Origin of the sequence: Serratia bockelmannii (assembly GCF_051803255.1) — a bacterium.
Lineage (GTDB): Bacteria > Pseudomonadota > Gammaproteobacteria > Enterobacterales > Enterobacteriaceae > Serratia > Serratia bockelmannii.
This window is the reverse complement of sequence record NZ_CP196512.1, coordinates 4,667,427-4,679,236: the sequence shown is the minus strand read 5'-3', so window position 1 is coordinate 4,679,236 and position 11,810 is coordinate 4,667,427. Positions and strand designations below refer to the sequence as shown.

11 protein-coding genes are annotated in these 11,810 nt (G+C 60.3%); 2 read left to right on the top strand and 9 right to left on the bottom strand.

Annotated elements, in window-relative coordinates; genetic code table 11:
• Positions 1–110 precede the first annotated feature (110 nt).
• From prmA to acuI, 9 genes are all read right to left on the bottom strand, one after another.
• On the bottom strand, positions 111–992 hold the full coding sequence (prmA, locus tag ACSJLU_RS22290) for a 50S ribosomal protein L11 methyltransferase (RefSeq protein WP_016930246.1): 882 nt from the start codon (positions 990–992) through the stop codon (positions 111–113).
• A gap of 11 nt (positions 993–1,003) precedes the next feature.
• Positions 1,004–2,449, bottom strand: coding sequence for a sodium/pantothenate symporter (gene panF, locus ACSJLU_RS22285; RefSeq protein WP_084827484.1), 1,446 nt, complete (start codon positions 2,447–2,449; stop codon positions 1,004–1,006).
• A complete protein-coding gene (locus ACSJLU_RS22280; RefSeq protein WP_025304424.1) occupies positions 2,439–2,681 on the bottom strand; it encodes a YhdT family protein in 243 nt (80 codons plus the stop codon). Before ACSJLU_RS22280 ends, panF begins: the two co-directional genes overlap by 11 nt.
• Before the next feature lie 151 nt (positions 2,682–2,832).
• Positions 2,833–4,182: an acetyl-CoA carboxylase biotin carboxylase subunit gene (gene accC, locus ACSJLU_RS22275; protein ID WP_019453177.1), complete on the bottom strand. Its 1,350-nt coding sequence runs from the start codon at positions 4,180–4,182 to the stop codon at positions 2,833–2,835.
• A 12-nt stretch (positions 4,183–4,194) separates the two neighbouring features.
• Positions 4,195–4,662, bottom strand: coding sequence for an acetyl-CoA carboxylase biotin carboxyl carrier protein (gene accB, locus ACSJLU_RS22270; protein ID WP_004936889.1), 468 nt, complete (start codon positions 4,660–4,662; stop codon positions 4,195–4,197).
• Positions 4,663–4,694: 32 nt separating this feature from the next.
• Positions 4,695–5,147, bottom strand: coding sequence for a type II 3-dehydroquinate dehydratase (aroQ, locus tag ACSJLU_RS22265; protein ID WP_004936891.1), 453 nt, complete (start codon positions 5,145–5,147; stop codon positions 4,695–4,697).
• 287 nt (positions 5,148–5,434) lie between these two features.
• On the bottom strand, positions 5,435–6,034 hold the full coding sequence (msrQ, locus tag ACSJLU_RS22260; protein ID WP_016930241.1) for a protein-methionine-sulfoxide reductase heme-binding subunit MsrQ: 600 nt from the start codon (positions 6,032–6,034) through the stop codon (positions 5,435–5,437).
• Positions 6,035–7,036, bottom strand: coding sequence for a protein-methionine-sulfoxide reductase catalytic subunit MsrP (gene msrP / locus ACSJLU_RS22255; protein WP_151428192.1), 1,002 nt, complete (start codon positions 7,034–7,036; stop codon positions 6,035–6,037).
• Between the two features lie 156 nt (positions 7,037–7,192).
• The gene (acuI, locus tag ACSJLU_RS22250; RefSeq protein ID WP_004936902.1) at positions 7,193–8,170 is read right to left on the bottom strand and encodes an acrylyl-CoA reductase (NADPH); all 978 of its coding nucleotides are present in this window, start codon (positions 8,168–8,170) and stop codon (positions 7,193–7,195) included.
• A gap of 204 nt (positions 8,171–8,374) precedes the next feature.
• Between acuI and csrD the strand changes: the two genes are divergently transcribed.
• Together csrD and mreB are read left to right on the top strand one after the other, a co-directional pair.
• A complete protein-coding gene (csrD, locus tag ACSJLU_RS22245) occupies positions 8,375–10,309 on the top strand; it encodes an RNase E specificity factor CsrD (protein ID WP_025304421.1) in 1,935 nt (644 codons plus the stop codon).
• 413 nt (positions 10,310–10,722) lie between these two features.
• Positions 10,723–11,766: a rod shape-determining protein MreB gene (gene mreB, locus ACSJLU_RS22240; RefSeq protein WP_003855260.1), complete on the top strand. Its 1,044-nt coding sequence runs from the start codon at positions 10,723–10,725 to the stop codon at positions 11,764–11,766.
• Positions 11,767–11,810 lie beyond the last annotated feature (44 nt).

Below are 11,810 nucleotides of genomic sequence, written 5' to 3'. Positions count from 1 at the left end.
TGAACGGCAAAAAATTGCATAAAATTTTGTCTCGTCCGTCTGGCGATCGCCGGACAAAAAAAATCCACCGGCGCAGGGCCGGTGGATGAGGAGGCAATAGACCGTGACGCTTACTTGCGGCGGCCGGTGATACGGCACCACTCTTCGCGCTCGGCGACCGGATCGAGCGTGAACTTCTCTTCGTAGGCTTCCGCTACGCTGCTCGCCTGGCTGGCCAGCACGCCGGACAGCCCCAGATGACCGCCGGCCTTCGGCAGGCAACCAATCAGCGGCGCCAGCTCGCGCAGCGGGCCGGCGAGGATGTTGGCGACCACCACGTCCGCCAGCAGGTCCGCCGGCTGGTCTTTCGGCAGATACAGCTCCAGACGCTCTGAAACGCCGTTACGCTGTGCGTTATCGCGGCTGGCCTGAATGGCCTGGGGATCGATGTCGATGCCGATAGCGCGCGCCGCACCCAGCTTCAGCGCGGCGATCGCCAGGATGCCGGAACCGCAGCCGAAGTCGATGACGGTTTTGCCCGCCAAATCGAGGCCGTCCAGCCACTGCAGACACAGCGCGGTGGTCGGGTGGGTGCCGGTGCCGAACGCCAGGCCCGGATCGAGCATCACGTTAACCGCGTCGGGATCGGGAACGTCGCGCCAGCTCGGGCAGATCCACAAGCGCTCACCGAAGCGCATCGGGTGGAAGTTGTCCATCCACTCGCGCTCCCAGTCCTTGTCTTCCAGCTGTTCTATCTTGTGGCGGAAACCGGCGCCCAGCAGCGGGTGCTGTTCCAGCATCGCCACCACCTCGGCCATATCGGTTTCGGCGTCGTACAGGCCGATCACGTCGGTATCGCCCCACAGCAGGGTTTCACCCGGCAGCGGTTCGAACACCGGGTTGTCGTGGGTGTCCTGGAAGGTCACCGACACGGCGCCGCTTTCCACCAGCGCGTCGCTCAGGTCTTCCGCCTGGCTGCCGGTGGTGTTCAGTTTGAGTTGGATCCAAGGCATAGCAATTCTCTTTAAGAGGGTAATGATGACGCCGCCCGGCGCTTTTCGCCGACGACGTTACCGAGATAAAACGCCAACAGGCTGAGCAACAGCGAAGGCACGATAGGATGCAGCCCCGCCGGTTGCAGGTTGAAGCTGGCCAATAGCGTATAGCATACCGCACCCGACACCATTGAGCTAAGCGCTCCCTGAGCATTGGCGCGTTCCCAATACAGGCCCAGCACCAGCGGCCACAGGAAGACCGCCTCCAACCCGCCGAAAGCCAGCAGGTTGAGCCAGATGATCATCTCTGGCGGCCGCCAGGCCGCCAGCAGCACCAGCAGACCGAGGATCAGCGTGGTCAGGCTGGAGAAGCGCTTGATCAACCGCTCGTTGTGGATCTGCTGTGGGCGTACGCCCAGATAGAGATCCTTGATGATGGTGGCGGAGGATTGCAGCAGCTGGGCGTTGATGGTCGACATGATCGCCGCCATCGGCGCCGCCAAAAAGATCCCGGCGGCGTACGGCGGCAGCACGGTGATCATCAGCGTCGGGATCACCTGATCGGGGATCTTGAGGTCCGGCAAGACCGCGCGGCCGAGCGCGCCGGCCAGGTGCATGCCGAACATCAGCACCGCCACCACCACGGTGCCGAGCAGAATGCCGCGATGCACCGCCTTGCTGTCTTTGTAAGAGATGCAGCGCACGGCGGTGTGCGGCAGGCCGATCACCCCGAAGCACACCAGGATCCAGAACGACGCCATAAACGGCAGGCTGAGGATTTGATCGCCGCCCTGCGGCGACACCAGCGCCGGATCGATCTGCTGCAGCTTGTTCACCGCGCTGTCCAATCCGCCGGCGGCGTGGATCACCGCCACCAGCAGCAGCACGGTGCCGAGCAGCATCACCAGCCCCTGCATGGCGTCGTTCAGCACGCTGGCGCGGAAGCCGCCGAAGGCGGTGTACAGCGCGATGCTGATGCCGAAGATCAGCAGGCCGGTGTCGTAGGGAATGCCGGCGGCGGTCTCCAGCAGGCGGGCGCCACCGATAAACTGCACCGTCATGGCGCCGAGGAACGCCACCAGCAGACTGAGGCTGGCCAGCCACACCAGCAGGCGGCTCTGGTAGCGGCCATACAGCATGTCATTGAGGGTGATGGCGTTGTAGCGCCGCGCCAGGATGGCGAATTTCTTGCCCAGCACGCCGAGCGACAGCCACACCGCCGGTAGCTGGATCATCGCCAGCAGCACCCAGCCCAGGCCGTATTTATAGGCGGCGCCGGGGCCGCCGATAAACGAACTGGCGCTGATGTAGGTGGCGGTCAAGGTCATCGCCAGCACAAAGCCGCCCATCGAGCGGTTGCCGAGAAAGTATTCGCTGAGGAAATTCCCGCTCTGGCGGCGGCTGTAGGCATACACCGACAGGCCGAATACCAGCAACAGGTAGGCGACCAGCGGCAGGATCACTTCAGTTTGCATCGCTGTCCTCCAGCGAAATGTCGCGGAACACCGTGCGCACCATCAGCCAGCACAGGCCGGTGAACAGCAGCGGGACCAGCAGGCAGGCCATTTCGAACCAGTGCGGCAGGCCGGTGACGCCGATGGCGCTGTCCGGCAGGTAGGCCGCCAGCCCCCAGGCCAGCAGGTAGAGCAGCGTCAGCCCCAGCGCCCAGCGCGCTTCGCGGTGCGCCTGAATAAAGCGTTTGTCCATCCGTGTCTCCCATAGGTTTACGGTGATGGATTCATCAAAGGTAGGGAATTTTACGGCATGACGGCGTTTTGCCAAGCCGTTACTGGCGCAGCGCCAAAGAAAAAGGCCGGTGATTAACCGGCCTTTCGTCAGACGATGCTGCGTGGCTGCCTTAGGTTTCCTGCAGACCCAGCTTCTTCTCCAGATAGTGGATGTTGGTGCCACCGTGCTGGAAGTTTTCGTCGTTCATGATCTTCTGCTGCAGCTCAACGTTGGTTTTGATGCCGTCGATGATCAGTTCAGCCAAGGCGTTTTTCATGCGGGCTATCGCCACGTCACGGTTTTCGCCGAAGGTGATCAGTTTGCCGATCATGGAGTCATAGTACGGCGGTACGGTATAACCGGCGTAGATATGAGATTCCCAACGCACGCCGAAACCGCCTGGCGCGTGGAAGCGGGTGATCTTGCCCGGGCTCGGCAGGAAGGTGTTCGGATCTTCGGCGTTGATGCGGCATTCTACCGCGTGGCCGTGGATCTTCACTTCTTCCTGTTTGATCGACAGCGGCTGACCGGCAGCGATGCGCAGCTGCTCTTTGATCAGATCCACGCCGGTGATCATTTCGGTAACCGGGTGTTCTACCTGAATACGGGTGTTCATTTCGATGAAATAGAACTCGCCGTTTTCATACAGGAACTCGAAGGTGCCCGCACCGCGGTAGCCGATTTCCACACAGGCTTTCGAGCAGCGCTCGCCGATGTAGCGGCGCATTTCGCTGGTGATGCCCGGCGCCGGCGCTTCTTCGACCACTTTCTGGTGGCGGCGCTGCATGGAGCAGTCGCGCTCGGCCAGATAGATGGCGTTGCCCTGGCCGTCGGCCAATACCTGAATCTCGATGTGGCGCGGATTCTCCAGGTATTTTTCCATGTACACCATGTCGTTGTTGAAAGCCGCTTTGGCTTCCGCTTTCGTCATGTTGATGGACTGCTCAAGGTCTTTGTCGCTGCGCACGACGCGCATGCCGCGACCGCCGCCGCCGCCGGAGGCCTTGATGATCACCGGATAACCGATGCGCTTGGCGAAGGCACGGTTTTTATCCATGTCGTCGGTCAGCGGGCCGTCGGAGCCCGGTACGCAGGGCACGCCGGCTTTTTTCATGGCGTTGATCGCGGAAACCTTGTCGCCCATCAGGCGGATGGTTTCGGCTCTCGGGCCGATGAAGATGAAGCCGGAGCGTTCAACCTGCTCGGCGAAGTCGGCGTTCTCCGACAGGAAGCCGTAGCCCGGGTGGATCGCCACGGCGCCGGTGATTTCCGCCGCCGAGATGATGGCCGGGATGTTCAGGTAGCTTTTTACCGATGGCGCAGGACCGATGCAGACGGTCTCGTCGGCCAGCAGAACGTGTTTCAGATCGCGGTCGGCCGCGGAGTGAACCGCAACGGTCTTGATGCCCAATTCTTTACAGGCACGCAGGATGCGAAGCGCGATCTCGCCGCGGTTGGCGATAACAATTTTATCAAGCATGGGGGCGCCTCGTTATTCGATGACGACCAGCGGCTCGTCATATTCGACCGGCTGGCCGTTTTCCACCAGGATGGCTTTCACGACGCCGGACTTGTCCGCTTCGATCTGGTTCATCATTTTCATGGCTTCAACGATGCACAGGGTATCGCCGGCGTTCACTTTCTGGCCCACTTCCACGAAGGCTTTCGCGTCCGGGCTTGGGGTGCGGTAGAAGGTGCCTACCATTGGGGAACGAACGACATGGCCACTCACGGCCGCCGGTGCTGCAGGGGTTTCTGCCGCAGGCGCGGTGGCAACGGCGGTAGCCAGGGCTGGCTGCTGCTGTGCCGGCATCGCGTAAGCCTGCTGCATGACGGGATAAGCCTGCGCCGGTGCGGCACGGCTGATGCGAACCGATTCTTCGCCTTCAGAGATTTCCAGTTCAGAAATACCTGATTCTTCAACCAGTTCGATCAGTTTCTTGATTTTACGAATATCCATGAGTGTGATTCCGTACTCTTTTTGTGGAGCAATTAGTGGGTTTTCGACAGACGGTTAACCGCTGCCTGTAAAGCGAAAGCGTAGCCATCCGCGCCGAGGCCGCAAATCACGCCTACCGCTACGTCTGAGAGATAAGAGTGATGGCGGAAAGGTTCGCGGGCGTGCACGTTGGACAGGTGGATCTCGATGAACGGGATCTGCACCGCCAGCAACGCATCGCGCAGCGCCACGCTGGTATGCGTGAACGCCGCCGGGTTTATCAGAATGAAATCGGTGTTGCCGCGCGCCTGATGAATGCGATCGATCAGCTGATGCTCGGCGTTGGATTGCAGATGGCTCAGGGTAATATCCAATGCGGATGCCTGGTTTTCCAATCCGTTAACAATCTCTGTCAGCGTCGTGCTGCCGTACTTCTCCGGCTCACGCGTCCCCAGCAGATTGAGATTGGGGCCGTTCAGAAGCAAAATGTGAAACTTATCCGCCATTGTGCTGGTATCTCCGGCAATAAAACCATCATCGTAGAAAATAACCCGATGTTACCGATTTGTCACCTGTTAAGGGGCAAATTCACCCTGAGAACAGAAACAAGGTCGGGCATTATAACGATATCGTAGCAATTCGCAGCTAAATACTGGTCTTATCAGCGAAGATATTCAACCCCAAATCGAGGAACTGGGGGATCCGTGACAGGAATATGAGCGCTGGAACACAGAAAAAGTTCCCGCCGGCGGCGCGCGTTTTTCCGCGCCAATAACGCGCACCGCCGCGCGATTCAGCGCCACCAGGCGCGGAATTTCTTGTAACGCAGGCCCAACAGCGCCACCGCCAACAGCGCGTAAATGAACGGCTGGGGGGAGAATGTTTTGACCGACCACAGGTAGTGGATGGGGGCGAGGATCGCCGCCAGATAGACGAAGTTGTGCAACGTTTGCCATTTGGCCCCCAGCTTGCGCATTGCCCACAGCGTTGACGTGGCCGCCAGCGCCAGCAGGATCAGCCAGGTGAGGATGCCGAGCGTCAGATAAGGGCGGTTCACCAGCTCGCTGCCCAGCAGGCCGAGATTGCTCAGCCCCAGCTCCAGCGTGGAGTAGCTTATCAGGTGCAGCGTGCCCCAGGCAAAGCACCACAGCCCCACCAGACGGCGACAGCGGATCAGCAGCGGCTGACGGGCATAGCGCGCCAGCGGGGCGATAGCCAGCGTGGCCAGCAGCAGTTTCAGCGTCATCCTGCCGGTAAAATGCTGGATGTCCTTGGACGGATCGGCGCTGAACCAGCCCTGATCCACCGCCAACACCAGCCAGAGAAAGGGCAAAAACGCCGCCAGATGCAGGGCGGCTTTCAGCCATTTGATATGAACAGGCGTCAGGCGCACTTAGAAATTCTCCCGCAGGTCCATGCCGTGATACAGCGACGCCACCTGATCGGCATAGCCGTTAAACAGCAGAGTCGGTTGGCGTTTGACGTCGAGTATGCCGCCGGCGCCGATGAAACGCTCGGTGGCCTGCGACCAGCGCGGGTGATCGACGTGCGGATTCACGTTGGCGTAAAAACCGTACTCGTTCGGCGCAGATTGGTTCCAGGTGGTCGGCGGCTGATCGCGCACCAAACGGATATGTACGATCGACTTGATGCCTTTGAAGCCGTATTTCCACGGCGTAATCAGCCGCAGCGGCGCGCCGTTTTGCGGCGGCAGGGTTTTGCCGTACACGCCGACGGTCAGCAGCGCCAGCGGATGCATCGCCTCGTCCAACCGCAGCCCTTCGACATAGGGATATTTCAGGCCGCCGCCGATAAAGCGATCTTTCTGGCCGGGCATCTGTTCCGGATCGTACAGCGTCTGGAAGGCCACGTAGCGCGCGTTGCTGTTCGGTTCGGCCAGCTTGAGCAGCTTGCCCAGTTCGAAACCGATCCACGGCACCACCATCGACCAGGCCTCGACACAGCGCATGCGGTAAATGCGCTGTTCCAGCGGGAAACGCTTCATCAGATCGTCGATGTCCAGCGTGATCGGCTTCGCCACCTCGCCGTCGATGCGCACTTTCCAACCTTCGGTCTTGAGCCCGCCGGCGTTGGCGGCCGGATCGGCTTTGTCGAGGCCGAATTCATAGAAGTTGTTGTAGCCGGTGACCTTGTCTTCCGGCGTCATTGCCAACTGCGCCTGCCAGGCGGCCGGTTTGCTGAATTCCAGCGCTTTGCCCGGCGGCGCCTTGGGGCGATCGTTGCCCTTGAACCACGACAGCAGGTCCGCCTGCGCGCCGGTAGGCAGCGCCAGCGTGGCGGCGGTGATGCCGAGCGCCTGCAGCACCTTGCGCCGCTGGTGGAACACGCTCTCCGGCGTGACGTCGGCCTCGGTTAATTTCGGGTGTTTGTTCATGCTTATGTTCTCCGCGACTGATGCCCGCCGCCCGCGAGCGGTTAACGGGGCTTTATGAAATAAGCATGGCGCTAAAGCCGGCCGGAAGCGAGGGGACGCGGGAAAATATGAAATTTCGCAGATGCGGGCGAACCCCCCGTTGCCGGGGGGAGAAGGTCAGCGGATTTTCACCAGGGTGCGGCCGGTGATTTGGTTGTTCAGCAGCGCGGCGGCGGTGGCCGGCGCCTGCTCGAGGGCGATTTCATGCGTGGCCTGCTGATAGAAGCTGTCCGGCAGAATGCCGGCCAGCCGTTCCCAGGCGGTTTGGCGGCGGTGCAGCGGCGTATGCACCGAATCCACGCCCTGCAGGCGCACGTTGCGCAGAATGAACGGCATCACGGTGGTCGGCAGTTGATAACCGCCCGCCAGGCCGCAGGCGGCGACGGTGCCGTTATAGTTCATCTGCGCCAGCACCCGCGCCAGCAGTTTGTCGCCGACGGTGTCCACCGCGCCGGCCCACAGCTGTTTCTCCAGCGGACGCGGCGTGTCGATATAGCCATCGCGCGACATGACCTCTTTGGCGCCGAGCGCTTTCAGGTACTCGGTATTGCTGTCGCGGCCGCTGATGGCGGTCACCCGGTAACCCAGCGCCGCCAGCAGGGCGATGGCGGTGCTGCCCACGCCGCCGCTGGCGCCGGTGACCAGGATATCGCCGTCGTCCGGGTGTACGCCGCCTTCTTCCAGCGCCATCACGCACAGCATGGCGGTAAAGCCGGCGGTGCCGATGATCATCGCCTTGCGCTCATCCAGGCCGTTCGGCAGCGGCACCAGCCACTCACCGGAGACGCGCGCCTGCTCGGCCAGGCCGCCCCAATGGTGTTCGCCCACGCCCCAACCGGTGAGCACCACGCTTTGCCCCTCTTTGAAGCGATCGTCGCGGCTGTGGCGCACGGTGCCGGCGAAGTCGATGCCCGGCACCATCGGGAAGTTGCGCACGATCTTGCCTTTGCCGGTGATCGCCAGCGCATCTTTATAGTTCAGGCTTGACCAGTTGATGTCGACGGTGACATCGCCTTCCGGCAACCGATCGCTGCCGATATCTTTGATATGAGCCAGAGTTTGGTCGTCTTGTTGTTCCAATAACAGTGCACGCATGTCACTCTTCCTCTCGTTTACACTTTTCTATCAATGGCTGAATCACATTTATTTGACTATATGCATAATAAGCGGCCCAAGTCCTGATAAAGGACAAAAACGGCGCTTGCAGGTTTAATTCCTCGGCAAGGCTTGTTAGGGTTGGACGGCCCCTTTTAGCTAAAGGGTGAACACTCACTTAACCATAGCGGACAAGGCACAGGGATGCGATTTACCACCAAACTCTCTGCATTGATCACTCTGTTGGTCGCGCTGGCGATGTTTTTGATGCTGATGGGATGCTCATACAGCTTCTTTTACGTTACCCAGGATCGCCAGGAGCGCCGCTTTGATTCGCTGGTCACCTCTCTCGATCAAGCCATGTTGCAGGAATCGCCGCGCGATCAGGAGAAATGGTTGCCGATTGTCATGCGTCCGCTCGGCATTGTGTCGATCCGCGTAGAGGCCGGTACCAGCAAGCTCCTCGACTATAAATTGCCGACGCTGAAAAAAGAGCCCTGGGATGCGCTGAATGGCTATCGTCAGGTCTCGCGAACTCTGTTGCAGCACCCGGGCAGTACGCTGCACATCACCTACCTCGATCCCTTCGCCAGCGACGTGCGCACGCTGCAATCCACCGCCGCCGTCACGCTGTCGATCGTCGTCATGGTGGTGGTTTTGCTGTTCAGCCTGCGCTGGCTGCGTGAGCAGGCCGACGGCGAAGATCGTCTGGAACGCCGTGCGCGGCGCATTCTGAACGGCGAGCGTGAAAACGTCATGCAGGGCGACGTGCGTGAGTGGCCAGCCAACGTCAGCGGCGCGCTCGACCGCCTGCTGGCCGATCTGGCGGAAGCGCGGGAAGAGCGCAGCCGGGTCGATACGCTGATCCGCGCCTTCGCCGCGCAGGATGCCAAAACCGGGCTGAATAATCGCCTGTTTTTCGATAATCAATTGACCACTCAGTTGGAAGATGAAGGCTCGCACGGCATCGTGATGATGGTGCGGCTGCCCGACTTCGAGACCCTGCGCGAGACGCACGGCAGCATGGCGGTGCAAGAGCTGATGTATTCGCTGGTCAACCTGCTGTCTACCTTCGTGATGCGCTACCCGTCGGCGCTGCTGGCGCGCTACTTCCACAGCGATTTTACCGTGCTGTTGCCGCATCGAACCCTGAAGGAAGCCGACGGCATCGCTTCACAGCTGGTCAACGCCATCGATGCCTTGCCTTCCACGGCGCTGATCGATCGCGAGGCCTTCCTGCACATCGGCATCGTGGCGTACCGCAGCGGTCAAACCACCGAGCAGGTAATCGACTATGCGGAGCAGGCGACGCGCCACGCTACGCTGCAGGGCGAAAACGGGTGGTATGTGTACGACAGCCAGGTGCCGGAAAAGGGGCGCGGCAGCGTCAAGTGGCGCACGCTGCTGGAACAGGTGCTGGCGCGCGGCGGCCCGCGGCTGTATCAGAAACCGGCGGTGACCGTGGAAGGCGAGGTGCACCATCGTGAGATCATGAGCCGGATCTATGACGGCACCCAGGAATTGCTGCCGGCGGAATATATGCCGCTGGTGCAGCAGTTGGGGTTGGCGGAGAGTTACGATCGCCAACAGGTGAGCCGCATCATTCCCTTGTTGGCGCAGTGGCCCGAGGAAACGCTGGCGTTTCCGCTGTGCGTGGACTCGATTTTGCAGCGCTCTTTCCAGCGCTGGCTGCGCGATACGCTGTTGCAATGCGAAAAAAGCCAACGTCGGCGAATTCTGATTGAACTTGCGGAGGCAGATGTGTGTCAACATATCGACCGTTTGCGTCCGGTGCTGAGGCTGTTGTCAGGGCTGGGCTGCCGTCTCGCGGTGTCCAAAGCGGGTTTAACCGTGGTCAGTACGTCCTATATCAAGTCGCTGCAGGTGGAGATCGTCAAGCTCCACCCGGGGCTGGTGCGGAGCATCGATAAGCGGGACGAAAACCAGCTGTTCGTGCAGAGCCTGACCGGCGCCTGCGCGGGCACGCGTGCTCAGGTGTTCGCGGCCAGCGTACGTACGCGCAACGAATGGCAGACGCTGAAAGAGCGGGGGATCCACGGCGGGCAGGGCGACTTTTTCGCATCGCCGGAACCTATCGACGCGGGGCGTAAAAAATATTCACGTCGTTATCGTGTTTAAGCTGATTGCCGGACAAAAATTGACGTAGAATGAGCGCCGGATCCATCTGGGCCATGTCACCCGTCATTTTGGAGTTTTCTCCAATCTGCCTGCGACAACGACGCCTATTTGAGATAGGCTCTTGTCAGCTTTTATCTGGTTGGCGTTGGTAGGTGCTTACCATCGGCGGCAATCAGGGAATATGTTAGATTTTATGAGCTGTGTTACGCCGTTTCGTGCGTTGACAGGGTGGTAAACTGAGCCTTTGTTCAGGGAATTCAGGCCTCATCCAATTTCCGTGCATTCGAGCAGAAACAATACAGACTATTTTTCACCGAAGTAGAACGTTTTTGCGCCTTGTCGCTGCTTCGTGTGGTTGGTAAAGTAGGCGGATTTTATTTTCCGCCCCCAGCTTGCAGGATTATCCTTTCGTTATGTTTAAGAAATTTCGTGGCATGTTTTCCAACGACTTGTCCATCGACTTGGGTACCGCCAATACCCTGATTTATGTTAAAGGGCAAGGCATCGTACTGAATGAACCTTCGGTGGTTGCCATTCGTCAGGATCGTGCCGGCTCCCCAAAGAGCGTCGCGGCCGTCGGTCATGACGCCAAACAGATGCTGGGCCGCACCCCCGGCAACATCGCGGCTATTCGCCCGATGAAAGACGGCGTGATCGCCGATTTCTTCGTGACTGAAAAAATGCTGCAGCACTTTATCAAACAGGTTCACAGCAACAGCTTTATGCGCCCAAGCCCGCGCGTGCTGGTCTGTGTGCCGGTCGGCGCGACCCAGGTTGAACGCCGCGCTATCCGCGAGTCCGCCCAAGGGGCCGGCGCGCGTGAAGTGTTCCTGATTGAAGAGCCGATGGCGGCGGCGATCGGCGCAGGTCTGCCGGTCTCCGAAGCGACTGGCTCCATGGTGGTGGATATCGGTGGCGGTACCACTGAAGTGGCGGTGATCTCGCTGAACGGCGTGGTGTACTCTTCTTCCGTGCGCATCGGCGGTGACCGCTTCGATGAAGCCATCATCAATTATGTGCGCCGCAACTACGGCTCGCTGATCGGCGAAGCCACCGCAGAGCGCATCAAGCACGAAATCGGTTCTGCCTACCCGGGCGACGAAGTGCGCGAAATCGAAGTGCGCGGCCGTAACCTGGCTGAAGGCGTACCGCGCGGCTTTACCCTGAACTCCAATGAAATCCTCGAAGCCCTGCAAGAGCCGCTGACCGGTATCGTCAGCGCGGTGATGGTTGCGCTGGAGCAGTGCCCGCCAGAATTGGCCTCCGACATTTCCGAACGCGGCATGGTATTGACCGGCGGCGGCGCGCTGCTGCGCAACCTCGATCGCCTGCTGATGGAAGAAACCGGCATTCCGGTCGTGGTGGCGGAAGATCCGCTGACCTGCGTGGCGCGCGGTGGCGGCAAGGCGTTGGAAATGATCGACATGCACGGCGGCGATTTGTTCAGCGAAGAATAGTCAGCCCCAGGAAGGAGGAATCGTATCGGATGAATGCGCACAGC

Excerpts from the sequence above, each read along its gene's own strand:
- accB (WP_004936889.1), bottom strand. The coding sequence starts at position 4,662 with ATGGATATTCGTAAAATCAAGAAACTGATCGAACTGGTTGAAGAATCA.
- panF (WP_084827484.1), bottom strand. The coding sequence starts at position 2,449 with ATGCAAACTGAAGTGATCCTGCCGCTGGTCGCCTACCTGTTGCTGGTA.
- acuI (WP_004936902.1), bottom strand. The coding sequence starts at position 8,170 with ATGCGTGCACTGTTATTGGAACAACAAGACGACCAAACTCTGGCTCAT.
- msrP (WP_151428192.1), bottom strand. The coding sequence starts at position 7,036 with ATGAACAAACACCCGAAATTAACCGAGGCCGACGTCACGCCGGAGAGC.
- prmA (WP_016930246.1), bottom strand. The coding sequence starts at position 992 with ATGCCTTGGATCCAACTCAAACTGAACACCACCGGCAGCCAGGCGGAA.
- mreB (WP_003855260.1), top strand. The coding sequence starts at position 10,723 with ATGTTTAAGAAATTTCGTGGCATGTTTTCCAACGACTTGTCCATCGAC.
- accC (WP_019453177.1), bottom strand. The coding sequence starts at position 4,182 with ATGCTTGATAAAATTGTTATCGCCAACCGCGGCGAGATCGCGCTTCGC.
- aroQ (WP_004936891.1), bottom strand. The coding sequence starts at position 5,147 with ATGGCGGATAAGTTTCACATTTTGCTTCTGAACGGCCCCAATCTCAAT.
- csrD (WP_025304421.1), top strand. The coding sequence starts at position 8,375 with ATGCGATTTACCACCAAACTCTCTGCATTGATCACTCTGTTGGTCGCG.
- ACSJLU_RS22280 (WP_025304424.1), bottom strand. The coding sequence starts at position 2,681 with ATGGACAAACGCTTTATTCAGGCGCACCGCGAAGCGCGCTGGGCGCTG.